At 64.5% G+C, this 26,111-nt stretch carries 21 protein-coding genes; 4 read left to right on the top strand and 17 right to left on the bottom strand.

The window, feature by feature from the left end:
* The first annotated feature begins 170 nt into the window (after positions 1–170).
* Positions 171–599, top strand: a complete 429-nt coding sequence (locus AQ611_RS09520) for a DUF1801 domain-containing protein (RefSeq protein ID WP_069234331.1) — start codon at positions 171–173, stop codon at positions 597–599.
* Between the two features lie 66 nt (positions 600–665).
* Here AQ611_RS09520 and AQ611_RS09515 read toward each other — a convergent pair whose 3' ends face one another.
* The 9 genes from AQ611_RS09515 to AQ611_RS09470 all read right to left on the bottom strand — a co-directional run bounded on the left by AQ611_RS09515 (position 666) and on the right by AQ611_RS09470 (position 11,934).
* A complete protein-coding gene (locus tag AQ611_RS09515; RefSeq protein WP_069235222.1) occupies positions 666–1,265 on the bottom strand; it encodes a hypothetical protein in 600 nt (199 codons plus the stop codon).
* Positions 1,266–1,284: 19 nt separating this feature from the next.
* Positions 1,285–2,469 carry a beta-ketothiolase BktB gene (bktB, locus tag AQ611_RS09510; RefSeq protein ID WP_069234330.1) on the bottom strand — a complete coding sequence of 395 codons (1,185 nt, stop codon included), beginning with the start codon at positions 2,467–2,469 and terminating at the stop codon, positions 1,285–1,287.
* A gap of 243 nt (positions 2,470–2,712) precedes the next feature.
* Positions 2,713–4,050: a 30S ribosomal protein S12 methylthiotransferase RimO gene (gene rimO, locus AQ611_RS09505; protein ID WP_197517134.1), complete on the bottom strand. Its 1,338-nt coding sequence runs from the start codon at positions 4,048–4,050 to the stop codon at positions 2,713–2,715.
* A gap of 706 nt (positions 4,051–4,756) precedes the next feature.
* The gene (gene phaR, locus AQ611_RS09495) at positions 4,757–5,323 is read right to left on the bottom strand and encodes a polyhydroxyalkanoate synthesis repressor PhaR (protein WP_059518063.1); all 567 of its coding nucleotides are present in this window, start codon (positions 5,321–5,323) and stop codon (positions 4,757–4,759) included.
* A 128-nt stretch (positions 5,324–5,451) separates the two neighbouring features.
* Positions 5,452–6,192, bottom strand: coding sequence for a 3-ketoacyl-ACP reductase (locus AQ611_RS09490; protein ID WP_059518065.1), 741 nt, complete (start codon positions 6,190–6,192; stop codon positions 5,452–5,454).
* Between the two features lie 114 nt (positions 6,193–6,306).
* On the bottom strand, positions 6,307–7,488 hold the full coding sequence (locus tag AQ611_RS09485) for an acetyl-CoA C-acetyltransferase (protein WP_059518067.1): 1,182 nt from the start codon (positions 7,486–7,488) through the stop codon (positions 6,307–6,309).
* A gap of 96 nt (positions 7,489–7,584) precedes the next feature.
* Positions 7,585–9,378 carry a class I poly(R)-hydroxyalkanoic acid synthase gene (phaC, locus tag AQ611_RS09480; RefSeq protein ID WP_069234328.1) on the bottom strand — a complete coding sequence of 598 codons (1,794 nt, stop codon included), beginning with the start codon at positions 9,376–9,378 and terminating at the stop codon, positions 7,585–7,587.
* 516 nt (positions 9,379–9,894) lie between these two features.
* The gene (pgeF, locus tag AQ611_RS09475; protein WP_069235220.1) at positions 9,895–10,737 is read right to left on the bottom strand and encodes a peptidoglycan editing factor PgeF; all 843 of its coding nucleotides are present in this window, start codon (positions 10,735–10,737) and stop codon (positions 9,895–9,897) included.
* 6 nt (positions 10,738–10,743) lie between these two features.
* Positions 10,744–11,934, bottom strand: a complete 1,191-nt coding sequence (locus AQ611_RS09470; RefSeq protein ID WP_069234327.1) for an RluA family pseudouridine synthase — start codon at positions 11,932–11,934, stop codon at positions 10,744–10,746.
* A 53-nt stretch (positions 11,935–11,987) separates the two neighbouring features.
* On the opposite strand from AQ611_RS09470, the gene AQ611_RS09465 reads away from it, so the two are divergent.
* A complete protein-coding gene (locus AQ611_RS09465; protein WP_069234326.1) occupies positions 11,988–12,812 on the top strand; it encodes an outer membrane protein assembly factor BamD in 825 nt (274 codons plus the stop codon).
* 146 nt (positions 12,813–12,958) lie between these two features.
* Here AQ611_RS09465 and yoaA read toward each other — a convergent pair whose 3' ends face one another.
* The 3 genes from yoaA to AQ611_RS09450 all read right to left on the bottom strand — a co-directional run bounded on the left by yoaA (position 12,959) and on the right by AQ611_RS09450 (position 16,310).
* Positions 12,959–15,166, bottom strand: a complete 2,208-nt coding sequence (gene yoaA / locus AQ611_RS09460; protein ID WP_069234325.1) for a DNA repair helicase YoaA — start codon at positions 15,164–15,166, stop codon at positions 12,959–12,961.
* 65 nt (positions 15,167–15,231) lie between these two features.
* Positions 15,232–15,447 (bottom strand): HP1242/YdcH family protein, encoded by a 216-nt coding sequence (locus AQ611_RS09455; RefSeq protein ID WP_059518078.1) that lies wholly within the window; start codon positions 15,445–15,447, stop codon positions 15,232–15,234.
* Positions 15,448–15,560: 113 nt separating this feature from the next.
* The gene (locus AQ611_RS09450) at positions 15,561–16,310 is read right to left on the bottom strand and encodes a hypothetical protein (protein WP_059518080.1); all 750 of its coding nucleotides are present in this window, start codon (positions 16,308–16,310) and stop codon (positions 15,561–15,563) included.
* 139 nt (positions 16,311–16,449) lie between these two features.
* On the opposite strand from AQ611_RS09450, the gene AQ611_RS09445 reads away from it, so the two are divergent.
* Complete coding sequence (locus AQ611_RS09445; RefSeq protein WP_069234324.1) at positions 16,450–18,792, top strand: Tex family protein; 2,343 nt, start codon at positions 16,450–16,452, stop codon at positions 18,790–18,792.
* A gap of 125 nt (positions 18,793–18,917) precedes the next feature.
* Here AQ611_RS09445 and scpB read toward each other — a convergent pair whose 3' ends face one another.
* Both scpB and AQ611_RS09435 read right to left on the bottom strand, forming a co-directional pair.
* Positions 18,918–19,718 (bottom strand): methylmalonyl-CoA decarboxylase, encoded by an 801-nt coding sequence (gene scpB / locus AQ611_RS09440; protein WP_069234323.1) that lies wholly within the window; start codon positions 19,716–19,718, stop codon positions 18,918–18,920.
* Entirely contained in the window at positions 19,715–20,800 is a 1,086-nt protein-coding gene (locus AQ611_RS09435) for a CaiB/BaiF CoA transferase family protein (RefSeq protein WP_335645251.1), read from the bottom strand. The genes scpB and AQ611_RS09435 overlap by 4 nt, the downstream gene beginning before the upstream one ends.
* A 370-nt stretch (positions 20,801–21,170) precedes the next feature.
* Between AQ611_RS09435 and AQ611_RS09430 the strand changes: the two genes are divergently transcribed.
* Positions 21,171–21,740, top strand: a complete 570-nt coding sequence (locus tag AQ611_RS09430) for a GNAT family N-acetyltransferase (protein ID WP_180978150.1) — start codon at positions 21,171–21,173, stop codon at positions 21,738–21,740.
* A 180-nt stretch (positions 21,741–21,920) separates the two neighbouring features.
* Here AQ611_RS09430 and AQ611_RS09425 read toward each other — a convergent pair whose 3' ends face one another.
* The 3 genes from AQ611_RS09425 to AQ611_RS09415 all read right to left on the bottom strand — a co-directional run bounded on the left by AQ611_RS09425 (position 21,921) and on the right by AQ611_RS09415 (position 26,087).
* Positions 21,921–23,813, bottom strand: coding sequence for a potassium transporter Kup (locus tag AQ611_RS09425; RefSeq protein ID WP_059518089.1), 1,893 nt, complete (start codon positions 23,811–23,813; stop codon positions 21,921–21,923).
* Between the two features lie 324 nt (positions 23,814–24,137).
* Entirely contained in the window at positions 24,138–24,734 is a 597-nt protein-coding gene (locus AQ611_RS09420; protein WP_059518091.1) for a phosphoribosyltransferase, read from the bottom strand.
* A 6-nt stretch (positions 24,735–24,740) separates the two neighbouring features.
* A complete protein-coding gene (locus AQ611_RS09415; RefSeq protein ID WP_059518093.1) occupies positions 24,741–26,087 on the bottom strand; it encodes an adenylosuccinate synthase in 1,347 nt (448 codons plus the stop codon).
* Between the last annotated feature and the right edge of the window lie 24 nt (positions 26,088–26,111).

Genomic DNA, 26,111 nt, shown 5'->3' with positions numbered 1-26,111 from the left:
AGCCCGCTGTAAGCCGCCCGTTCATTGCGCACACCGATGATCTATAGTGGAGCCGGCACGCCCACTCGATGTCGATGCCCGGTGCGGCACGGCGGCAGCGCACGAGCCACATGTCGATTACGCCAGCCCGACCTCATGAAACGAACCCCGAACTCCATCCATTACGCGCCATGAATCCAACGGAATGCATCGACCGCCTGATTGCGGAAATCACGGACTGGCGCGGCGAAACGCTCGCCGGCGTTCGCAAGTGCATCCTCGCGGCCGATCCGGCAATCGTCGAGGAATGGAAGTGGATGGGCAGCCCGGTGTGGTCCCGCGACGGCATTATCGCGGTCGCCAACGCGCATAAGAACAAGGTGAAGCTGACCTTCATGTACGGCGCGAGTCTGCCCGACCCCGCCCGGCTCTTCAATGCGGGATTGGAAGGCAACGCGAGGCGGGCAATCGATTTTTTCGAGGGCGACGAGATCGACGGCCGCGCGCTGCAGCAACTCGTGCGCGCCGCCATTGAATACAATCAGACCAAAACGAAAAGGAAAGCGCCTACGGGCACCCGCTCGCGGAGCGCGCCCGGAAACGCCAAAAAGAACGCGTGAAGCCGCCACACTGGCTTTGACTCCACGATATGACCCCGGCCGCCCCGCCTGCGGCGCCCGCGCGGATCAGTCGGCCGTCGTCAGATTGCTCACGCCGCCGACGCTGCGCCCCGCCCCTCGCTCGGCCGAGCCGCTCGCCGCCGACGGCATAGCCGCCGCGCGCGGCTTGGCCGCCGCGCCGCCGCCCGCCGGATGCAACTCGACCGGCACCGGGTCCGATTGGTCCGCCTTCATCCGGTCGGCCGCCAGATTGCCCGACGCATCGAAACGGCCGATCCACACGCCGGTAATGTTCGTGCCGTCGTCCGATTCCTCGATTTCGAGCGTGTCGCCGTCGCGATCGCCCGCGAGCAGGACGACCGCGCCGGTATCGACATACTGGCACTCGCCGTGCACGCCCGGCTCGTCCGTCTTCGGCCCAAGCCGCACGACGATCGGCCGGCCACCCAGCGTTCCTTCGTAGCGAGGCAGGCGCGCATACGCAGGGTTCGGCTTGAGCGGTACGGCAGGCGGCGGCACGTCGGCCGGCGCCGCAGTCGAGGCCGCGTCCGACGCGCCGGCGACAGCCGCCGCCGCGGGTTGAGGTTGAGGCTGCGCGAACGCAAACGCCGCCGCCGTCGCAAGCGCGACGCACGCCGCCCCGCGCATCCCGTCCATCCGCTTCACCCGCATATGCGCTCCCTCGTCACAGACGCTCGAATACTGCCGCAATACCTTGGCCGCCGCCGATGCACATGGTCACGAGCGCATAGCGTCCGCCGATGCGTTGCAGCTCGTACAACGCCTTCACGGTGATCAGCGAGCCGGTAGCGCCGATCGGGTGACCGAGCGAGATGCCCGAACCATTCGGATTGACCTTTGCCGGATCGAAACCCAGCTCGTTCGATACCGCGCAAGCCTGCGCGGCAAACGCCTCGTTCGCTTCGATCACGTCGAGATCCGCGACCGTGATGCCCGCGCGCTCGAGCGCGCGCTTCGTCGCCGGCACCGGACCGATCCCCATATAGGCCGGATCGACGCCCGCGTGGCCATACGATACGAGACGCGCGAGCGGCTTCGCGCCGCGCTTTTCCGCCTCGCCGCGCTCCATCAGCACGAGCGCGGCGGCCGCATCGTTGATGCCCGACGCGTTGCCCGCCGTCACCGTGCCGTTCTCCTTGACGAAGACGGGCTTGAGCTTGGCGAAATCCTCGATGGCCGCGTCGTGACGCACATGCTCGTCGGTATCGAAGACGATCGCGCCCTTCTTCGATGCGATCTCGATCGGCAGAATCTGCTCTTTGAAATAACCCGCCTTCGTCGCCTGCGACGCACGCCGGTGCGATTCGAGCGCGAGCGCATCTTGCGCGTCGCGGCTGATGCCATACTTCGCGGCGACGTTCTCGGCCGTCACGCCCATATGGAACGATTCGAACGGATCGCTGAGCGCGCCGATCATCATATCGACGAGACGCGTATCGCCCATCCGCTGGCCGAAGCGCGCGGCGGGCACCGAAAACGGCGAGCGCGTCATGTTCTCCGCGCCGCCCGCGACCGCGATATCCGCATCGCCGAGCAGCACGCTTTGCGCAGCCGACAGGATCGCCTGAAGGCCCGAGCCGCACAGACGATTGAGCGTCAGCGCGGGCGTATGCTGCGCGATGCCGCCGTTGATCGCCGCGACCCGCGCGAGATACATATCCTTCGGCTCGGTATGCACGACATTGCCGAACACCACATGGCCCACCTCGTCGCCCGACACCTGCGCGCGCGACAGCGCCTCGCGCACGACCCGCGCACCCAACTCGGTCGGCGCGAAATCCTTCAGACTGCCGCCGAAACTGCCGATCGCGGTGCGCACACCGCTTACCACCACCACTTCGCGTTGCATCGTTGCCTCCCTCTCTTCTCTCGATGAAATTCAATCGGGCGCGCGATCTTTGCCGCGCGCGTGATGCATTCGTCGCCTGCCTCGGCAAGCCGCCGAGGGACTTGCGTCAGCCGTCGCCGCCCGCGTTGGCGGCCTGCCTTCGCTGCGTGCCTTGGGTGCCCGCCGCCCGCATTTGCGAATCGTCCCGCTGCCCGCGCGCGGGCGGCTGCCGCCCCGGCGCCCCGCATACAGCGCCGAATGGCGTCAGACTTCGCCCCAGAGATCGTGCCCGTCGGCGCCGATGATCTTTACCGACACGAAATCGCCGACCTTGTAGCGCTTAGACGCCTTCGTCGCCGGCTCGACATAAACGACGCCGTCGATCTCCGGCGCGTCCGCCGCGGTGCGTCCGATCCCGCCTTCGTCGTTGACTTCGTCGATCAACACCTTCAGCGTCTTGCCCACCTTGCGCGCGATGCGCGCGGCCGATACCTCTTCGGCAACCTCCATGAAACGCGCGCGGCGAGCCTCGCGCACCTCGTCGGGCAGCGCGCCGTCGAGATCGTTCGCGGTTGCCCCCTCGACGGGCGAATAAGCGAAGCAGCCGACCCGATCGAGTTCCGCCTCGCGGATGAAATCGAGCAGCGTCTCGAACTGCGCATCGGTCTCGCCCGGGAAACCCGCGATGAACGTGCTGCGGATCGTCAGGTCCGGGCAAATCTCGCGCCACGCCCGCACGCGCTCGAGCACCTTTTCGGCGTTCGCCGGACGCTTCATGCGCTTGAGCACGTCCGGATGCGCGTGCTGGAACGGCACATCGAGATACGGCAGCAGATGTCCCTTGAACGGGCCGTCGGCCATCATCGGAATGATCTCGTCGACGTGCGGATATGGATACACGTAATGCAGCCGCACCCATGCGCCGTACTGTGCGGCAAGCTCGCCGAGCGCGCCGACGAGTTCGGTCATCCGAGTCTTGACCGGCTTGCCGTTCCAGAACCCCATCCGGTATTTGACGTCGACGCCGTATGCGCTCGTGTCTTGCGAAATCACGAGCAGCTCCTTCACGCCAGCCTTGAACAGGTTCTCCGCTTCGAGCATCACGTCGGCGACGGGACGCGACACGAGATCGCCGCGCATCGACGGAATGATGCAGAACGTGCAGCGGTGATTGCAGCCCTCGGAGATCTTCAGGTATGCGTAATGACGCGGCGTGAGCTTGATTCCGGCGGCGGGCACGAGATCGACGAACGGATCGTGCGGCTTCGGCAAGTGGTCATGCACGGCCTGCATCACTTCGCCGAGCGCATGCGGACCGGTGACGGCGAGCACCTTCGGATGCACCTCCTCGATGAGTCCGGAGCCGCTCGCGCTCTTTTTCGCACCGAGGCAGCCCGTGACAATCACCTTGCCGTTCTCGGCAAGCGCCTCGCCGATCGCATCGAGGCTTTCCTGAACGGCTTCGTCGATGAAGCCGCAGGTGTTGACGACGACGAGATCCGCGCCGTCGTAGGTGCCGGAGATCTCATAGCCTTCGGCGCGCAGTTGCGTGATGATCTGCTCGGAATCGACGAGGGCTTTGGGGCAGCCGAGCGACACCATCCCGATTTTGGGCGCAGAACCTGCGTTGACTTTTGATTCCTGATGACTTTTCACCGATGCTTCCGTATTTGTGAGGGACGTAGCGCCCTGCGCCACTAAATCGGTATTTTACCTTGCGCCCCCGCCTTCCCAAGATTTCCCCGGTCCCGATTTCGACCGGATGCGCCGGCCGGACCGGGCCGCCGCGCGCGCTTGCCGCGATCCGCTCGGCGCCGCCGAGCGCGGCAAGCGCCCCAACGGACGACGAACCGCTGCCGGCCATTCGCGTCATGACGACGAAGGCGCAGCAAAACTTCCAGGAATCCGCCGAGCAGAGCCGCGAAAGTCGGCGGGCAACATGAGCGGCGAAGCGCCGGATTCGACCGGCCGCGCGTTATGGAATGTTCGCGCACTGAAATGCGCGTCGCGCAGTGAATGTCCGCGCCGAAGGCCGTCACGCGTCGCAAACCGCTTGCGGCGCATGGGTGAAAACGATGGTTGTGGCGGGCGCCGCGCCAAGCGCGGAGCCCGCTGGCAACGCTGCCCGCTGCCCGCGGCGCGATGCGCCTCAAACACGGAATCACGCGAACGCGGCAGCGCAGCGGGTCATGAGCGCCGTTCCCGCCCTGCCATGCCCCGGCCCCTTAACTGCGTGCGGAAAACGGGCTCCCGAAACCGGCGACGGCCCGCCACGACCGATCGTGCGGGCTCGCCAATGCGTGACTGCTTATTTCTTGTCCGGCTCCGAAGACGTCACCGGCTTGAACGGAAATGAGCTGAACATCGTCTTCGCCTGATTCTGCATTTGCTCCTGCATTTGTACGAACATGTTCTTCGACTGCTCGATGTAGCTCGTCATCATTCCTTGCATCATCGGCGCCTGCATATTCATGAACTGCGACCAGACTTCAGGATTCATCGCATTGTTCTCATACAGGTTCTTCGATTGCTCGGCGAGTTTGCCCTGAATGTCGATGAACGCCTGGATGTTCTTCTCGAGATAGGTGCCCATCATCCCCTGCATCGCATGCCCGTAGAAACGGATGATCTGCGACAGCATCGATGACGAGAACATCGGCACGCCGCCGCTTTCCTCTTCGAGAATGATCTGCAACAGAATGCTGCGCGTCAGATCCTCGTTGCTCTTCGCGTCGATGACCTTGAAGTCCTCCTGCTCCAGCACGAGCTGCTTCACATCGGTCAGCGTAATGTAGGTGCTCGTCTCCGTATCGTACAAACGGCGGTTCGGATACTTCTTGATCAGCCGTTCGCTAGTTTTCTTTGTAGTCGTCATGTAACGCCCTTGAGCGCCTGATGCGCGTAATGACAACGCGGGCGCCGCGCCTGATCGCGCAACGCCCGGCGTCCCCGGAACCCCGATCCATGCGGCCGGCCGGCATACACCGGCCGGCAGCGCACGGCTCAGCCCATATGCAAGCCGCCGTTCAGCGAGAAGTCGGCGCCCGTCGCGAAACCGGATTCCTCTGATGCCAGCCACGCGACGATCGAGCCGATCTCGTCGGGCGAGCCCAACCGGCGCACCGGGATCGTCGCGACGATCTTCTCGAGCACGTCCGGGCGGATCGCCTTCACCATATCGGTGCCGATGTAGCCGGGCGACACCGTATTGACCGTCACGCCCTTCGTCGCGACTTCCTGTGCAAGCGACATCGTGAAGCCGTGAATGCCCGCTTTCGCAGTCGAATAATTGGTTTGGCCGAACTGACCTTTCTGGCCGTTCACCGACGAGATATTGATGATCCGCCCCCAGCCGCGCTCGACCATCCCGTCGATCACCTGCTTCGTCACGTTGAAGAGGCTCGTCAGATTCGTGTCGATCACGGCCGTCCAGTCTTCGCGCGTCATCTTGCGGAACACGACGTCGCGCGTGATGCCCGCATTGTTGACGAGCACATCCACCTCGCCGATCTCGGCCTTCACCTTGTCGAACGCCTGCTTCGTCGAATCCCAATCGCCGACATTGCCTTCGGACGCATAGAAATCGAAGCCGAGCGCCTTCTGATCGTCGAGCCATTTCACGCGGCGCGGCGAATTCGGGCCGCAGCCCGCGATCACCTTGAAGCCGTCCTTGTGCAGGCGCTGGCAGATGCTCGTGCCGATACCACCCATTCCGCCGGTTACGTAAGCAATTCGCTGTGACATAGACATCACTCCCTTATCATTTTGAGAGGCGCCGGGCGGCGGCCTCTCTGCCTCTTTGCCGTCAGTCGGAGCGCGCGCGACGGTGTGGCCCGGCCGGCGCGCGCATGCATCACGTCACGGGCGCTCGAGCGCGAGCGCGACGCCCATTCCGCCGCCGATGCACAGCGACGCCAAGCCCCGCTTCGCATCGCGTTTCTGCATTTCGTGCAGCAGCGTGACGAGGATCCGGCAACCCGATGCGCCAATCGGATGACCGATCGCGATCGCACCGCCGTTCACGTTGATCTTCGACGTGTCCCAGCCCATCTGCTTGTTCACCGCGAGCGCCTGCGCGGCGAACGCTTCGTTGATTTCCATCAGATCGAGATCGCCCACCGACCAGCCGGCGCGCTCGAGACAACGGCGCGACGCCGGCACCGGGCCGATCCCCATCACGCTCGGATCGACGCCCGCGTTCGCGTAAGCCTTGATCCGCGCAAGCGGCTTCAGGCCAAGCGCGTCGGCCTTCTGCGCCGACATCACGAGCACCGCGGCCGCGCCGTCGTTGATGCCGGACGCGTTCGCGGCCGTCACCGTGCCGTCCTTCGCGAACGCGGGCTTCAGGCCCGCGAGCGATTCGGCCGTCACGCCGTGGCGCACGAACTCGTCGGTCGCAAAGCGCAGCGGCTCGCCCTTCTTTTGCGGGATCTCGATCGGCACGATCTCGTCGTCGAAACGCCCGGCCTTCTGCGCCGCTTCCGCCTTGTTCTGCGACAGCGCGGCGAACTTGTCCTGCTCTTCGCGCGTGATGCCGTGCTCCTTCGCGACGTTTTCCGCGGTGATGCCCATGTGGTACTGGTTGTAGACATCCCACAGGCCGTCGACGATCATGGTGTCGACCAGCTTCGCATCGCCCATCCTGAAACCGTCGCGCGAGCCCGGCAGCACATGCGGCGCGGCGCTCATGTTCTCCTGGCCGCCCGCGACGACGATTTCCGCGTCACCCGCCACGATCGCGTTCGCCGCCAGCATCACGGCCTTCAGGCCCGAGCCGCATACCTTGTTGATCGTCATGCCCGGCACCGCGTTCGGCAATCCCGCCGCGATCAGCGCCTGGCGTGCCGGATTCTGGCCCGAGCCCGCGGTCAACACCTGGCCCATGATCACTTCGCTGACCAGCTCGGGTTTCACGCCGGCCCGCTCGAGCACCGCGCGAATCACGGTTGCGCCGAGCTTGGGCGCGGCAATCTTCGCGAGCGAACCACCGAACTTGCCGACCGCGGTGCGCGCGGCCGATACGATCACTACGTCTGTCATCTCACTGTCCTCCGGGCAAACTTGGCGTCGCGCGCCAGGGCCGCCCTGTCAAAAAAACGGTCGCGTCGGAAAGCGTGCGCCGCCTTCCGCCGTTCGTCAATCGCGTTGCATCACATACCGGCCGGGCGCGGGCTCGATCACCGGAAAACTTGCCGAGCCAAGCGCGCGCGGCTTCACCTTGCGACCGCCGTATTGGTCGAGCCACGCGGTCCATTCGGGCCACCAGCTTCCCGGATGCTCGGTCGCCGCATCGAACCAGTCGTCCCCCGATTCGGGCAGCGCCTTGGCCGGAACGTCGTAGGTCCAGTAGCTGCGTTTATTCTTCGCCGGCGGATTGATGACGCCAGCGACGTGACCCGATGCGCCGAGCACGAACGTCAGCGGGCCGGTGAGCAGCGACGTCGACGCATACGCGGTTCGCCACGGCACGATGTGGTCTTCGCGCGAGCCGTAGATGAAGGTCGGCACGTCGATTCTCGACAGATCGACGCTCTCGCCGCATACCGTCAGCGCATCGGGTTCACGCAGCTTGTTCTCGAGATAGGTATGGCGCAGATACCACGCATACATCGGCCCAGGCAGATTCGTCGAATCGCTGTTCCAGTACAGCAGATCGAACGGCGCGGGCGTGCGGCCCTTCAGATAGTTGTCGACGACGTAGTTCCAGAACAGATCGTTGGGCCGCAGGAACGAGAACGTATTGGCGAATTCGATACCGCGCATCAGGCCCGGCTGTCCGCCATTCTTGCCGCCGATCGTCTGCTCGCGCAGTTGCACGTGTGCTTCGTCGACGAACACGTCGAGAATGCCCGTGTCGGAAAAATCGAGCATCGCGGTAAGCAGCGTCATCGACGCGGCCGGATGCTCGCCGCGCGCAGCGAGCACGGCGAGCGCCGTTGCCAGCAGCGTGCCGCCGACGCAAAAGCCGAGCGTGTTGATCTGCTCGCGTCCGCTTACCTGCTGGACCACGTCGATCGCGGCAAGCAGTCCTTCGTCGATGTAATCGTCCCAGGTCTTGTGCGCGATCGACGCATCCGCGTTGCGCCACGAAATCAAATAGACCGGATGGCCGCTCGCGAGCGCATGCTCGACGAGCGAACTCTGCGGCCGCAGATCGAGGATGTAGAACTTGTTGATACACGGCGGCACGATGAGCAGCGGCCGCTCGAACACGGTCGCCGTCAATGGCTTGTACTGGATGAGCTGAATCAGGTCGTTCTCGTAAATCACCGCGCCTGGCGTCACGGCGAGATCCTTGCCGACGACGAACTGCGATTCGTCCGTCTGCGAGACCTTGCCGCGCTGCAGGTCCGAGAACAGGTTCATCATGCCGAGCAGCAGGCTCTCGCCCTGCGTATCGATCACATTCTTCTGAGCATCCGGATTGAGCGCGAGGAAATTGCTCGGCGCCGCGGCCGCCGTCCATTGCTCGACCGCGAAGCGGATGCGCTCGCGCGTTTTCGGATCGGTTTCGAGCGATTCGGCCAGCGCCTGCAGGTAGCGCGCATTCAGCAGATACCACGCAGCAGCGAACGTGTGTGCCGGCGAGCCCTTCCACGCCTCCGAGCTGAAGCGCCGGTCCTTCAGTTCGGGTAGCGCCGGGGTCGCGGCCGTTGCCTGCTGAAGCAGCGCCAGGCAATCGCGCGAATAATCGGCTTGCAACTGTTGCAGCCGCGCGGGCGGCACCGACGCGAGCGGCGCGAGACCGGCAATGGCCGCGGGAAACGGCGCGGCCGCGCCGGACCAGTTCGGCATCGGCGGCATCGCGAACGGCAACGGAAACGGCTGATTCGGCCAGGTCCACGCCGGCTGAGCGCCGCCGGCAGCCGCGCGGGCCGGCTCGGCGAAGCCGCGCCACGCATTCAGCCATGCGTCGACCATCTGTTGCATGGGCCGGGCCGCGTCGAACCACGCGGTATCAGGTCGAGCCGCCGATCCGGTTGACTCGTGGGTTTGCTCAGTATCCGTGTGAGTGGATGTCGACGTTTGTTTCGGTGCTGTCATACCTGCCTTAACGGTGTTTCCTCGATATTCCTGCGAGACCCCGGGAATCCTGCTCGAGCCGCTCGATGTCGACCATCCTATTATCACGTGCCATCGAGTCGGACGATCGTCTCGTGACACATGGCTTCAGATTCTGCCGCAGTGCGGTAGTTTTATCATTATCGTTTTCCCCATGTAACGCGTCACCTCCGATAACGTGCGCGTCAAAATACTTCGCAAACCGGAACAAATCGTTGCAAAAATCGCGCGCGGCCTGTAACGACAAGCAATGACGACCGATCGGAGTTTAAACAAATTCAATGATAATAATCGCGCGAAGCACCGCAGCAATATATCCCATCAAGCATGAAAATATTCTTTCGGCGCTGCGCGGAAATCATCGCGGTATGCCGCGCGCGGCCGTCATTCGGTCAGCCAGATCATCGCGGCCATCCGGCCAGTCACGCGATCGCGCCGGTAAGAGTAGAACCGCTCGCGTTCGCTCAGCGTGCATGCGCCGCCGCCGCTCACGCGCATGACGCCTGCGCGCGCCAGGCGCAGGCGCGCAAGCGCATAGAGATCCGCCCAATACTTGCCGGGAGCCGCCGCTTGCGGGACGAACGCGCGATCGGTTGCCGCATAATCGGCGAGCTGCGCCGCGGCCAGGAAAGCCGCGCGCACATCCGCGCCGACTTCGAACGCCGCCGGCCCGATCGCGGGGCCGAGGTACGCGAGCAATCCGCCGGCATCGCACCCCGCCAACTGCGCGACGCGCTCAGCCGTCTTCTCGACGATCCCCGCCGCGAGCCCGCGCCAGCCCGCATGCGCGGCGCCGACGGCCCGGCCCGCGCCGTCGCATAACAACACCGGCAGACAATCGGCGACCATCACGACGCAAACGGCGCCCGGCATCGCGGTCACGCTCGCGTCGGCCCGCACGACGCGCGCGCTGCCGTCGGCCGCGCCGGCGAGCGCGCCGTCCGCGCGCACGACGTCCGTGCCGTGAACCTGTTCGAGCCACGCGGCGTGCGGCTGGCCGGTCAGCGCGAGCAGGCGCGCGCGGTTCGCGGCGACGTGCGCCGGATCGTCGCCGGTATGAAAGCCTAGGTTCATCCCGCCCGCGACTTCGCGTGCGTCGCGCCAGCCGCCATACGGCGGCGCGCTCACGCCGCCGTTACGGGTCGACACCAGCGCATGCACGCGCGGCGGCGCGCCCCAGTCGGGTTGCACGCAATCGGCGAGAGTCAGCGGGCGCGGCATCGTCATCGGCAATCAATCCTCATCGTCGTCGGCATAGGGCATGCCGTCATCGTAACCGTCGTCATAGACCGCGCCGTCGTCACCGAATTCCCCGTCGTCCGCGCCGAAACCGAGTGCGTCGACGAGCGCCGCGAGATCGTCCGGCAGCGGCGCGCGCCACTGCATCGCGCGGCCCGTTGCCGGATGCACGAGACCGAGCCGCCACGCATGCAGCGCCTGCCGCGCGAAGCCGCCCGGCAATGCCGCGACTGAGCGCTTGCCGCGCGCGCGGCCATATACCGGATCGCCCAGCAGCGGATGCCCGGCGTGCGCGCAATGCACGCGGATCTGATGCGTGCGGCCGGTTTCGAGATCGCAATGGATCGCCGATACCGGCTGATGCTCCCACAGCGTCGTGTCGATGGTCCGGAAGTGCGTGCGCGCGGGCTTGCCCGCCGCGCCCGTCACGACCGCCATGCGCGTGCGCTCACGCGGATCGCGGCCGATCGGCGCATCGATCGTACCCTCGTCGGGCATGCGCCCCCACGCGAGCGCGAAATAGCGGCGCTTTACCGTGCGCGCCTGCAACTGGCGCACCAGATCGGTTTGCGCGGCAAGCGTGCGCGCGACGACCATCAGCCCCGACGTTTCCTTGTCGAGGCGATGCACGATGCCTGCGCGCGGCAGCCCGGCCGCCGCGTCGCCGTAGCGATGCAACAGGCCGTTGAGCAGCGTGCCGCCCCAGTTGCCCGCGGCGGGATGGACGACGAGCCCGGCCGGCTTGTCGATCACGACGAGCGTATCGTCCTCGTAGACGATCGCGAGCGGCACCGGCTCCGGCGCGAACGCGAGCTGCTCGGGCAGCAGCTCCGGGATAAGCTCGATGGTCGCGCCAAGCGGCACCGGCTGACGGATTTTCGCGGGCGCGCCGTCGATGCGCACGCGTGACGATTCGATCCACTGCTGCAGGCGGCTGCGCGAAAACTCGGGAAAAAGCTGGGCGAGCGCTTTGTCGAGCCGTTCGCCGGCGAGCGCGGGCGGCACCTCGACCGTGCGCGGCGCGTTACCGCCCGTGCCGGCGCCGGCGGACGCGCCGAACGCGTCGCTCGCCAAATCGTCGTCGAGCGAATCGCCGGCAGATGCGTCGGCGGGATTGTCGCTTGGGCTATAATCGTCGCCGTTTGACTTGCCCTCATGGGCATGCAACGAACTTGAACGGGTCATTTAGACTGGGTCATTTGAGACTTAAAGCTAGGACAATGCGAGCCCTATTCACCATGATGCATTCGACCAAACGCGTCGCGAAACCCGCGGCCGCCTGGGCCGCGCTGGCCGCCGCCGCCGCGCTCGTCGCGGGCTGCCATGGCCTGCCGCAAAAGAGCGACGAGACGGTAACCTGGTCGAACAACAAATTATACTCAGAGGCTCAGGATGCATTGACGGGCGGCGACTGGGGCAAGTGCTCGAAGTACTTCGAGGCGTTGCAGGGTCGCGACCCGTTCGGCCATTTCGCGCAGCAAGCGCAAATCAACGTCGCATACTGCAACTGGAAGGACAACGAGCAGGCCGCAGCCGACCAGGCTGTCGACCGCTTCATCCAGCTCCATCCGGATCACCCCGATATCGCATACGCGTACTATCTGAAGGGAATGATCCATTTCAACGACGATCTGGGCCTGTTCGGCCGCTTCTCCGGTCAGGACATGAGCGAGCGCGATCCGCAGGCGCTGCGCGAATCGTATGACGCGTTCAAGGTCGTCGTCGACCGCTACCCGAAGAGCAAGTATGCGCCGGACGCGGCCGCGCGGATGCGCTACATCGTCAACGCGCTCGCCTCGCACGAAGTGCACGCGGCGGATTATTACTATCGGCGCGGCGCCTACGTCGCGGCGATCAACCGCGCGCAGCTCGCGTTGAAGGAATACAAGAATGCGCCCGCGATCGAGGATGCGCTGCACATCATGATGCTGTCCTACACGAAGCTGAATCAGCCCCAGCTCGCCGACGACACGAAGCGCGTACTCGCGTCGACATTCCCGGACAGCCCGTACATCACGGGCCATTCGCGCTCGGGCAAGAAAAAGTCGTGGTGGCAGTTCTGAGCCGACACACCCGAGCTGACAGGCAGCCGCCTGCACGGCGCCGCAAAAGAAAACCCGGCCTGCGCGCCGGGTTTTCTTTTGCGCGCGGCAAGCGGCCGGGCGGACAAACTCACGGCCCGCCGCCCGCGCGCGGCCACTCGCCGCGCCTACGCTTGCTCGGCCTCGCGCCGCTCGGCGAAAAACTCGCGCACGACGTCGATTTCACGCGTGCGCTTGAACGGCGGCAGGCTCTGCCAGATGCGCCGACCATATGGCTTGTCGACGAGGCGCGTGTCGCAGATCATCAGCACGCCGCGATCCGTCTCCGCGCGAATCAGCCGCCCCGCGCCCTGCTTCAGCGTAATCACGGCCTGCGGCAATTGATGAACGGCGAACGGGCTCAACCCCTTCTTCGCGAGCGCATCGAGCCGCGCGGCGAGCACCGGATCGTCGGGCGGCGCGAACGGCAGCTTGTCGATCACCACGAGCGACAGCGCGTCGCCGCGCACATCGACGCCTTCCCAGAAACTCTGGCTGCCGACCAGGATCGCATTGCCATACGCACGGAAGCGATCGAGCAGCTCGGTACGGCTCGCGTCGCCCTGCACGAGCAGCGGTGTGCGCCAGCCGTGCGCGTCGATCGTCTCGCGCAGCTTCGCCGCGATCCGGTCGACCGCGCGCAGCGTCGTGCACAGCACGAACACGCCGCCGCCCGAAGCCTCGATCGCCGGCAATGCGGCGTCGAATACCGCATCGGTGAACGTGGGCGACGACGGCTGCGGCAAATTCCGCGGCACATATAAAAGCCCCTGCGCCGGATAGTCGAACGGGCTTGGCAGCGTCATCGAGCGGCGCGCGTCGAGCCCCATCTGCGCCGCATAGTGCGTGAAGTCGCCGCGCACCGACAGCGTCGCCGACGTGAAGATCCACGCACGCGGCACGCCCGCACGTTGTTTCGCGAAAATCGGCGCGACCGACAATGGCGTTTCGTGCAGTTGAACCGTGTTCGAAAACACCTCGATCCAACGTACCTTTTCGTTGCCGCCCGCCTCGTCCGGCACCGGCGGCTCGGCCTGCGGCGCGACCCAACCCGCCAGCAGATCCTGTAGCTCGCGCGCCCGGCGATGGCACGCGCCAATCGATTCAGCACGCTCGGCCTGCGCCGCGAGCGCACTCGACAGCGCGTCAAGCGCCGCGTCGAGCGCATCGAGCGCGCCGAACAGCGGGTGATCGTCGTCGAGTTGCGCGAGCGACACGCGCAGCGTGCCGCCGTCGCCAAACGCAAGGCGCACGTCGCGCGCGGCGCGTTCGAGCGCACCGCCGAGCTTCACCCACTCGACCGCGTCGCGCGCGTGCCCCAGCCCCTCGGCGACGCAATCGCGCGCAAGCTCAAGCAACTGCGTCGTCGACAGCGTCTCGCCGAAGAACAGCGTCGCGGTTTCCGGAAGCTGGTGCGCTTCGTCGAAGATAATCGTGTTCGCGCTCGGCAGCAGTTCGGCCATGCCGGTATCGCGCAGCATGATGTCCGCGAAGAACAGGTGGTGATTGACCACGACGATATCCGCCTGCTGCGCGTCGCGGCGCGCCTGCATCACGAAACATTCCTTGTAATGCGGGCATTCCTGGCCCAGGCAGTTGTCGCGCGTCGACGTCACCATCGGCCATACGGGCGATGTTTCCGGCACGCTCGCAAGCTCGGCCTTGTCGCCGCTTTTCGTGATTTTCGCGAAACGGACGATTTCCTGCAGATGCGCGGTGTCCTGCCGCGACGGCAGCCGGCCGTTGTCTGCGGTGCGCTGCAGATAGTAATGGCACAGGTAGTTCGCGCGCCCCTTGAGCATCGCAACCGTCACGGGCACCGCGAGCGCATCGCGCACGGTCGGAATGTCGCGTAGAAAAAGCTGGTCCTGCAAGTGCTTGGTGCCCGTCGACACGATTACCTTGCCGCCCCACAGCATCGCCGGCACAAGGTAAGCATAGGTCTTGCCGGTACCGGTGCCCGCTTCGACGATCAGCGTATTGTCGGCGCTTGCGGCGGTTTCGTCGGCACTCGCGGTGGCCGCGTCGGTCGCGCTTGCGCCGTCTTGCAAACGCCGCGCCGGGCGCTTGCGCGTGTCGAAAATCTCCGGTTCGGGCATCAGTTTGCCCGACGCCTCCATTGCTGCCGCGACAGCACGCGCCATCTCGATTTGCGACGCGCGCGGGCGATAGCCGTCGAGCGCCCGCGCAAGCAGGCCGCTCGCGCCGAAAATAGCGTCGAGTTCGTTGGCGCGCTTCACGCTGGGCGTGTACGCGCCGGCCTCGGGCGCACGCGGGCCCGCGGCGGACGAAGCGTCGCGCCGCGCATCAGAATGGGCATCAAGCGGTGAATTCAAGGCAAGCGGTTCCCAGGTATCCCGGCTCCGGCGCTTGCCGCGGCGCCGGCGCTTGCCAGGCCGCGCTAAGCGCGCTTATCCGGTTCGAGCTGCGACTGCAGCATAATGATCTTGTCTTTGGCCAGCAGCTTTTCCTTCTTCAGCCGGTGCAGCGTCAGATCGTCGATGTCCGAGCGGCCTTCCTTCTGTTCGATCTCGCGAGCAAGCTGTTTGTGCAGCTCTTGCAGAGATACCAGCCGGTTGTACAGCTCCTGTTGCGTATCCGCCAAACGGGTTTGCATACTCGCCTCCTCACTGAACTGGCATACCGGCCGAACGGCCCGCGTGCCCGAGATTGCCTTGCAAATCGCCCCACCCAACGTACTGCTCGCCGACCCTCTCTTATTTATTGTGGCTACTGCTTTTGCTGCGCCTTCTCGGCAGCCCGCCGCTGACGCTCGTCCACCTCGGCTTTGTGCTGCGCCGCATCACGCTGCTTTTCCTCGTAGCGCTGCGCGTTCTGCGCACGCTGCTGCGCATCCTGTGCGGCCTTCGCGTGCGCTTCGTCTAGCTTGCGCTGAAACGCGGCCTGCTTATCGTCATACGCCTTCTGGCTCGCCGCGCGCTGCGGCGCCTGAGCGTCGCGCTCGGCGCGCTTGAGCGCATTTTGCTGCTGCTTGCTTTCGTATGCGGCGGCATTCGCCGCGTCGCTGGCCGCACGTTGCGGCGCCTGCGCCTGCCGCTGCGCGTCTTTCAGCGCGATCTGACGATCGCGCTCCTGCGCGCGCACTGCCCGTTGTTCGTCATTGAGCGCCTGTTGCTCCTGGTTGATGCTCGCGCGCTCCGCGCGCATCGTTTCCCGCGCGCCGTCCAGGCAATGGTTGACGAAAAACTTGCTGTAGCAATTGTGCTGGGCTACCGCATAACGATAGTCGTTTTCCGCTGTGCGTTGATCGAGCACTTTTTGACGTGCGTCGAAATTGGCTTGCGCGGCAAACGTGGTCACATCGGAGGCGGCGGCATCAGGCGTCGAAGCCGCCGGCGCAAGCGCCTGCGCGAGCGCGCCGGCGCAGCACAACGCCGATGCAAGCGCCACGGCGGGCGTGGCGAACGTGACAACGGAAAATCGGAAGGTAGGCAACGTCGTAGGAAAGCTGCGGATCATGGGCCAAATTCTAGCACCCCGAAGTCGGGTGCTTTCGCATTTATGGCAAAATGCCCCGCTCCATTCACCCGCCAGCCCGGTGCGAGGGCCAGCCGGCCGGCACGGGCGATTTCAGCACGCAGCAGACGCATATCACGACATGACGGAAACCGTAGCACTCAAGATCGTACAGCGCATCGCCGACGAATTGGCGGTCCAGCCCCGGCAGGTCGCCGCGGCCGTGCAACTCCTCGACGAAGGCTCCACCGTTCCGTTTATCGCCCGCTACCGCAAGGAAGTCACGGACAATCTCGACGACACGCAATTGCGCCAACTCGAAGAGCGCCTGCTGTATCTGCGCGAACTGGAAGAACGCCGCGCGACGATCGTCGCGAGCATCGACGAGCAAGGCAAGCTGACGGACGAATTGCGCGCGGCGATCGAAGCGGCCGACAGCAAGCAAACGCTCGAGGATCTGTACCTGCCGTATAAGCCGAAGCGTCGCACGCGCGCTCAGATCGCCCGCGAAGCCGGGCTCGAGCCGCTCGCGCACGCGCTGCTCGCGAATCCGCTTCTCGACCCGCAAACGCAAGCCGCCGCCTACGTGAGCGCGGACAAGGGCGTCGCCGACGTGAAAGCCGCGCTCGACGGCGCGCGCGACATCCTGTCCGAGCAATTCGGCGAGACGGCCGAACTGCTCGGTAAGCTGCGCGACTATTTGTTCGAGCGCGGCGTGGTGTCGTCGGCGGTCGTCGACGGCAAGCAAGGCGACGAGGGCGAAAAATTCCGCGATTACTACGACTATGCCGAGACGCTCAAAACGGTGCCGTCGCACCGCGCGCTCGCGCTCTTTCGCGGCCGCAACGCGGGCGTGCTGAGCGTGAAGCTCGGCCTGGGCGAGGAACTCGACGCGCAGGTGCCGCATCCGGGCGAAGCGATGATCGCCCGCCATTTCGGCATCGCCAATCAAGGCCGGCCGGCCGACAAATGGCTCGCCGACGTGTGCCGCTGGTGCTGGCGCGTGAAGGTGCAACCGCACCTCGAAACCGAATTGCTCACGCAGCTGCGCGAGACGGCCGAGCATGAAGCGATCCGCGTATTCGCGCGCAATCTGAAGGATTTGCTACTCGCCGCGCCCGCCGGCCCGAAGGCCGTGATTGGTCTCGATCCGGGCTTGCGCACCGGCGTGAAGGTCGCCGTCGTCGATCGCACCGGCAAGCTGCTCGCCACCGACACGATTTATCCGCACGAACCGCGCCGCGACTGGGACGGCTCGCTTGCCAAGCTCGCGCGCATCGCGCGCGAAACGCAGGCCGAGCTGATCAGCATCGGCAACGGCACCGCGTCGCGCGAAACCGACAAGCTCGCGGGCGAATTGATCGCAAAGCATCCGGAACTCCGGCTGCAGAAGATCGTTGTGTCCGAAGCAGGCGCGTCCGTCTATTCGGCCTCCGAGCTTGCCGCCAAGGAATTCCCGGATCTGGACGTGTCGTTGCGCGGCGCGGTGTCGATCGCACGCCGGCTGCAGGACCCGCTTGCCGAACTCGTGAAGATCGAGCCGAAGGCGATCGGCGTGGGCCAGTATCAGCATGACGTCAATCAGCGCGAGCTTGCGCGTTCGCTCGACGCGGTCGTCGAGGATTGCGTCAACGCCGTGGGCGTCGACGCGAACACCGCGTCGGCCGCGCTGCTCGCGCGCGTCTCGGGGCTCAACGCGACGCTTGCGCGCAACATCGTCGATTATCGCGACGCGAACGGGCCGTTCCCGTCGCGCGAGCATCTGCGCCGTGTACCGCGCCTGGGCGACAAAACCTTCGAGCAGGCAGCGGGCTTCTTGCGGATCAATGGCGGCGAGAATCCGCTCGACCGCTCGTCGGTGCACCCGGAGGCATATCCCGTCGTCGAGCGGATTCTCGCGAAAATCAGCAAACGGATCGACGACGTGCTCGGCAACCGCGACGCGCTAGCCGGGCTGTCGCCCACCGAATTCGTCGACGAGCGCTTCGGGTTGCCGACGGTGCGCGATATCCTCGGCGAGCTTGAAAAACCGGGCCGCGACCCGCGCCCCGAATTCAAGACCGCGACGTTCCGCGAAGGCGTGGAGAAAGTGTCGGACCTCGCGCCCGGCATGGTGCTCGAGGGCGTCGTGACGAACGTCGCGGCATTCGGCGCGTTTGTCGACATCGGCGTCCATCAGGACGGGCTCGTGCACGTGTCGGCAATGTCGACGAAATTCGTCAAGGACCCGCACGAGGTCGTGAAAGCCGGCCAGGTGGTCAAGGTGAAGGTGCTCGACGTCGACGTGAAGCGTCAGCGCATTTCGCTGACCATGCGTCTGGACGACGACTTCGCGCCGAATGCCGCCGCAGGCGGACGCGGCGGCAGCACCGAGCGCGGCGGGATGCGCGGCGGTGGCGGCAATCGCCCTGCCCGTTCGTCGCGCGAGCCGGAGCCGGCGGGCGCAATGGCCGCGGCGTTTGCCAAACTCAAGCAATCGCGCTGAACCGACGCCAGGCGGCTGCCGAGCGGCCGCCTGGCGTCGATTGATGCGTCGCGCGCCGGCGCCGAGCGGCTTTGGACGCATCCTGACCAGACCATGCGGCCGACAAGCGGGCATCGGACGCGCCGTCACTCACCCTTGAATGCCGGCCTGCGTTTCTCGAGAAATGCCGTCACGCCTTCGCGATAATCCGCGCTGTCGTAAACCTTCTGCCGCATCGCCTCGATTTTCTCGAACGCCTGAGCGGGAACGGCGTGATAGTCGGTCAGCACGCGCAATTGCTCCTTCACCACCGCAATCGCCAATGGCGCTTTCGATGCCATGCCCGTTGCGAGGGCCATCGTCCGCGCCTCCAGTTCGACGCTCGGCATCAGGCGATTGACGATCCCCCATTGCAAGGCCCGCTGCGCATCCAACGGCTCGGCAGTGAAAAACATCTCCCTGACGAGATTCAAAGGCAACCGGCCCAGAAAGTGCAGCAAGCCCGTCGTGTTGTAAGGCAATCCGATGTTGGCCGGCGTGATCGCGAATGTCGCGGACTCGTCGGCGACGATCATGTCGCAGCTCAATACCAGATCAAACGCGCCGCCCCACACCGAGCCTCGCACCATCGCCACCACCGGCACCGGCAGTGCGCGTATCGCACGCAGCGTCCGCTCCAACGGATCGAAATAACCCAGCGGGTCCGTGCCGCCTCGCGGCAGCTCCCGAATATCGTGGCCCGCCGACCATACGCTCATCCCGGGCGCCGCGCGCAGAATCACCACGCGCGCCCCCCGCTCGACGACGCCGTCCAGCGCACTCATCAATGCGCCGAGCAACTGCGCGCTCAACGCATTGCGCTTGGCCGGATGATCGAGCGTGATCACGCCAACGCCGTCACGCACATCCGCGCGGACTAGTTCGCCCCCCGCAACCACGCCGCTCATCGCCCGCTCCCGACAAATTCGGCGACGATCGCCGCACGGTCGGCGTCGAGTTCGGGCGCCGGCCGCATCGTTCGCGGCTCCGGCATACCCGCAACCTTGACAGGATTTCCCGTGACGCTCAGCTCGCCCGCAACCGGATCGGTCACGCGCACGATCATATTGCGCGCGACAATCTGCGGCTCGGCCATCATGTGCGCGATATCGTTGATCGGCGCGCATGGTACGCCTTTCGCGGTCAACGCATCCAGCCAATACGACACGCAGCGGGTCACCGACACGCTTTCGATCTCCGCCTGCAATGCATCCACGTTCCGATGACGCAGTTCATTGGTGACGAAACGGGGATCGCGCGCAAGTTCAGGCCGCCCGAGCACGTCGGCGGCAAGCGAGAACAGATGATCGTTGCCCGCGGCGATGATGATATTGCCGTCGGCGGCGGCATAGGCCTGAAACGGCGCCACCGTCGGATGCCGAGTGCCCAACGGGCCGGGAACTTCACCGGTCTTTGCATACACGGTCACGGCGTCCTCCATGATCGCCGCCTGGCAATCGAGCATCGCGATATCGAGCTTGCATCCCACCCCGGCCAACGAGCGCCGATACAGCGCGGCATTGATGCCCAGCGCCAAATACAACCCAGCCGTGATATCGCCGATCGACACGCCGACGCGTGCGGGCGCGCCGCCCGGATGCCCCGTCACGCTCATGATGCCGCCCATTCCCTGCACGACCATGTCATACGCGGCGAGACTGGAGCGCGGCCCCGTATCGCCGAATCCGGATACCGCGCCGTAGATGAGCTGAGGAAATCGGTCGTGCAGCACGTCCCATCCATAACCGAGCTTCTCCATCGTGCCGGGCCGATAATTTTCGACCAGCACATCCGCTTTCGAGACTAATTTTTCGAATATCGAACGGTCTTCGCCGCGCTTCAAATTGAGGGCGATGCTTTCTTTGTTGCAATTAATAGCCGAGAAATATAATGATTTTCCATTGGCGAACGGACCGAAAGCGCGCGCGTCGTCGCCGACCACCGGCATCTCGACTTTTATCACGCGCGCGCCCAGGTTCGCCAGGGTCATGGTAGCAAAGGGGCCGGCCAGCACGCGGGAAAGATCCACGATTTTTACGTCGGCAAGCAGGGATTTCAACGCATTTTGATGCATGAGAAACCTCTCGAGGTGATCAACCCTGATGGCAGAAAAATCGATTTATTATTGATATTTTATTTTTAATCGTTAATCACCGAATACGTGACGCGAAGCCATACCAATATACCAACACGCGCTTATTCGGAATCGGATGACACGAAAATTGTCGCCGCGATACGAATCGGGCGATTCAGCCGTTATCGGATATCGCCATCGAGCATAGCACAGCGATTATCATGCATTAGAACCCGCGGCTTGCGCTGTTTGACAACGCATGCTTATCGCTCAGGATCCAATGACCATGCAGCCTCTTCTTATCGATCTCGAAGAGCGGCTCGACACCGAACGGCTGATTCTTCGCTGCGTCAAGCCAGGCGACGGCCCCAAGATCAACGAAGCGCTATGCGACTCGCTCCACGCGCTGCGGCAGTTTCCGGCCTCGTTGCCTTGGGCACTCGAGGAACCGTCGCTCGAACGTTCGGAAATCTATTGCCGGGAGGGTTTCGCGAACTTCATCGCCAGACGCGATTTTCGTTTCCTCATCCTGCTGCGCGACACGGAAATGCTCGCGGGATGCTGCGGACTACATCAGCCGAATTGGAGCGTGCCAAGCATCGAGATCGGCTGGTGGGGCAACACGCGTCATCAAGGACACGGCTATATCAGCGAGGCAGTGGCCGCACTCGTACAGTTCGCCTTTGCGCGGCTGGGAATGCGCCGCGTGTCGGCGTTTGTCGATGACCTCAATCTCAAAAGCGCGCGTGTATGCGAACGCGCGGGCTTGACGCTCGAAGGCGTGCTGCGCAATGAGCGCGCCGATCCGGACGGCACGTTGCGTAACACGCGCGTCTATGCGGCGATAAGCGGGTAATAAACGAGCGATAAGCGAATGCAAGCGCCCTAACGAGCGTCGAGTGTCGTGCATCCGGGCGCTGGCCCATTCGACGGGGGCGCGTCCGTCTGGCATGCGCCCAACTCCGGCCGGCGCGCGCAGCTTGCATGATGCATGCCCGGCCGCCCGCATCCGACGCGTTCGCGCCGGACAGCGCGCTCAGATCTCGATCTTGGTTCCCAGCTCGACGACGCGATTGGCCGGAATCGCGAAGAAATCCGTCGGTTTCGCGGCGTTCTGGTGCATCCATGCGAACACCCGCTCACGCCAGATCGACATGCCCGGCAAATGAGTCGGCACAACCGTCTCGCGTGCGATGAAGAACGACGTATCCATCAGCTCGAACGTGGTGCCGCGCTGACGCGCCACCTCTTCGAGCACGGCCTTCACATCCGGCGTCTCGTTGAAACCGTACTCCGCCTTGACGATGTAAAGTCCTTCGCCCGCATCGCGGATCGTCACGCGCTCGTCGTCCTTCACATACGGAATATCACGCGTGACGAACGTGAGGAAAATGGTCCGCTCGTGAAGAACTTTGTTGTGCTTGAGATTGTGCAGCAAACTCACCGGCACGAGCTTGCCGCTGCCGGTCAGATAGATCGCCGTGCCCGATACGCGATGCGGCGGATGCGCGAGCAGCCCTTGGAGGAACGGCTCGAGCGGAATGCCATCGGCCACCGTGCGCTCCTTGACGAGATGGCGCCCCTTGTACCATGTGGTCAGCAAGAAGAACAACAGCGCTCCGATGCCGAGCGGCAGCCAGCCGCCCTGCTCGACCTTCAGCAGATTCGCACCGAAGAACCCGAGATCGATCACGAGGAACACGCCGATGATCAACGCGACGAGCAGCCTGTTCCAGTTCCATACCTTCACCATCACGACCGCGGCTAGGATCGTCGTGATCACCATCGTCGCCGTTACCGCAATGCCGTATGCGGCCGCGAGATTGTCCGAACTCTTGAAGCCGATCACGATGCATAGGATCACGAACAACAGCAGCCAGTTGACGACCGGCACGTAGATCTGCCCGATCGCAAGTTCGGACGTATGCAGAATCTTCATCCGCGGCACATAGCCGAGCTGGATCGCCTGGCTCGTCAGCGAATAGGCGCCCGATATCACGGCCTGCGACGCGATCACCGTCGCGACCGTCGACAGCACGACGAGCGGCAGCGTTCCCCATTGCGGCGCGAGCAGGAAGAACGGGTTCGAGATCGCCTTCGGATTGACGAGCAGCAGCGCGCCCTGGCCGAAATAGTTGAGCACGAGCGACGGCATCACGAGCACGTATGCGGCAAGCCGGATCGGCTTCGCGCCGAAGTGGCCCATGTCCGCATAAAGCGCCTCCGCGCCCGTCAGCACCAGCACGACCGAGCCGAGCACCACATAGGCAAGCAGCACGTGGTCGGCCATGAACGAAAATGCGTAGTACGGATTGATCGCCGAGATGATCTGCGGCGCTTGCGCGATGTGATACACGCCGAGAATCGCCAGCACGATGAACCAGACGACCATGATCGGGCCGAACAGCTTGCCGACCGTTGCCGTGCCGTGCCGCTGAATCCAGAACAGCGCGATCAGGATCGCGATCGTGATCGGCATGACGAGATGGGTGAGTTGCGGCGCCGCGACCTGCAACCCTTCGACCGCCGACATCACCGAAATCGCCGGCGTGATGACCGCATCGCCATAGAACATACACGCGCCGAAGATGCCAAGGCCCATCATCAGCCCCGCCACCCGCGACTTCGGCGTCAATGGCCGCAGCGACAACGCCATCAGCGCAAGCACGCCGCCTTCGCCGTTGTTATCGGCGCGCATCACGAACAAAACGTACTTGACGCCGACCACGAGGATAATCGCCCAGAACAACAGCGAGATCACGCCCAGAATCGAGCTTTGCGTGAGAGGAATGCCGTGCTCCGGGCTGAACGCCTCCTTGAGCGAGTACAACGGGCTCGTGCCGATGTCGCCAAAAACTACGCCGATAGCGGCAATCGCGAGTGACTGCAGCGAATGCTGGCGCGTGGACGAGTGATTCGTGTCGGTCATAAAAGCGGGATAAATCCGTGCTGGGGTCGGAAAAACGAGCGCTATTCTAACTGGCCACGCAAAAATGCCGCCGCGCCGTGTTGTGAGCGCACCACTTGAAGCGGCGCGCCCAGTGTAGCATGGGGTCGTGACGCTTTCGGACGCGGCAACGCGCCGGGAACCGCGCCGCGCGGCGGCATGGCAATCTGAGCCACGTTGCGCGATGCGCTGTAAGGAGAACATAAAAAACGGCGCTTCATAGAGCGCCGTTTCGATGCCGCCGCGCGGAAACCGCATGCGTTGCCTGCAACGGAAGGCCCGCGCAAAGCTCATGCAGCGAGCGGATTACGCGAGTGCCGCGTCGTCGTCGCGCTGCGCGTTACCGCGTTTGATCCACGCGCCGAGATTGTGCGGACGCACCGTGTCCCACTCCTCGAACGGCTGATGAATCCACGGGTTCGTCGGCAAGTATTGGACGTGATAATCAGGCTTCACTTTCGAGCAACCCTTGTACCAAAGCACCGCGGAACGCACTGCCGTCACGGCCGGATAACGCTCCTTCAAATGCTGCTGGACGCGCGCGAGCGTCACGCCCGAATCGACCAGATCGTCGACGAGCAGCACGTTGCCGGATAAATCGCCACGCGTCATCGTGATGTACTGCGCGATGTCGAGTTCGCCCTGCTCGCGGCCCGCCGCCTCGCGATACGAACTCGTCGCGAGAATCGCGAGCGGCAGATCGTAGATTCGCGACAACTGATCGCCGACGCGCAAGCCGCCGCGCGCGAGGCACAGAATCTTGTCGAATTTCCACCCCGATTCGTGCACCGCGAGCGCAAGCAGCTCGATCAGCCGGTGATATTCGTCCCAGCCGACCCACAGGTTCTTTTCGTCGTTGCGCGGATCGGACATTTTGATCGTCATCGTCATGTTTTGCGTCATCGTCGCTTACACCTTGAACGGATGGCGCAACAGGATCGTCTCGTCGCGGTCGGGGCCGGTCGATACCATGTCGATCGGCACGCCCGCCACTTCCTGCACACGCGACAGGTACGCGCGTGCATTCGCCGGCAGCGCGTCCCACGAATCGATGCCGACCGTGCTTTCCTTCCAGCCGCTGAACGTCTCGTAGACAGGCTCGCAGCGCGCGACCTCGGCAGCGCCGCGCGGCAGCAGATCGAAATCCTCGCCGTCGATCTTGTAACCGACGCACAGCTTGACTTCGTCGAGGCCGTCGAGCACGTCGAGCTTCGTCATGCATAGGCCCGACACACCGTTGATCTGGATCGAGCGACGCAGCGCGGCCGCATCAAGCCAGCCGGTGCGGCGCGGACGGCCCGTGACCGAGCCGAATTCCTTGCCGACGTTCGCGAGCGTCAACCCGACCTGGTCCTGGCGGCTCGGGTTGTCCGCGTCGTACAGTTCGCTCGGGAACGGTCCCGCGCCGACGCGCGTGCAATACGCCTTCGTGATGCCGAGGATGTAGTTGAGCTTCTGCGGGCCGACACCCGCGCCCGCCGCCGCCGCGCCCGCCACGCAATTGCTCGACGTGACGAACGGATAGGTGCCGTGATCGATGTCGAGCAGCGTGCCTTGCGCGCCTTCGAACAGCAGGTTGCGGCCCGCGTGATTTTCTTCGTACAGCCGGCGCGACACGTCGGTCACCATCGGCTTCAAGCGATCCGCGTAGCCGAGCATCGTATCGAGCGTCGCCTGGAAATCGACCGCCGCGCCGCCCAAATATTGGGTTAGCACGAAGTTGTGGAAATCGAGATTTTCGCGCAAGCGGTCGGCAAACGTTCTCGCATCGAACAGATCCTGCACGCGCAGCGCGCGGCGGCCAACCTTGTCCTCATAGGCCGGGCCGATGCCGCGGCCCGTCGTGCCGATCTTGTCCGCGCCGCGGCGCGCTTCGCGTGCCTGGTCGATCGCGACGTGGTACGGCAGAATCAGCGTCGTCGCCTCGGAAATGAACAGGCGCTCGCACACGGAAACGCCCGCCTCCTCCAACTCGCCGATTTCCTTGAAGAGCGCCTCGGGCGACAGCACGACGCCGTTGCCGATGTAGCACGCGACGCGTTCACGCATGATGCCCGACGGAATGAGGCGCAAGATCGTCTTCTTGCCGCCGATGATGAGGGTGTGGCCGGCGTTGTGGCCGCCCTGGAAACGCACGACGCCGTGAGCGTGGTCCGTCAGCCAGTCGACTACCTTGCCCTTGCCTTCATCACCCCATTGAGTCCCCACGACGACGACGTTGCGCCCGGGAGTCACGTTCACTGCGCTGACAGACATGTTGATTCGTTGGCTGGTTAAAAA

Source organism: Burkholderia singularis (assembly GCF_001718875.1).
In the GTDB taxonomy this organism is placed as follows: Bacteria; Pseudomonadota; Gammaproteobacteria; order Burkholderiales; family Burkholderiaceae; genus Burkholderia; species Burkholderia singularis.
This window is presented reverse-complemented; position numbering and strand designations above follow the sequence as displayed.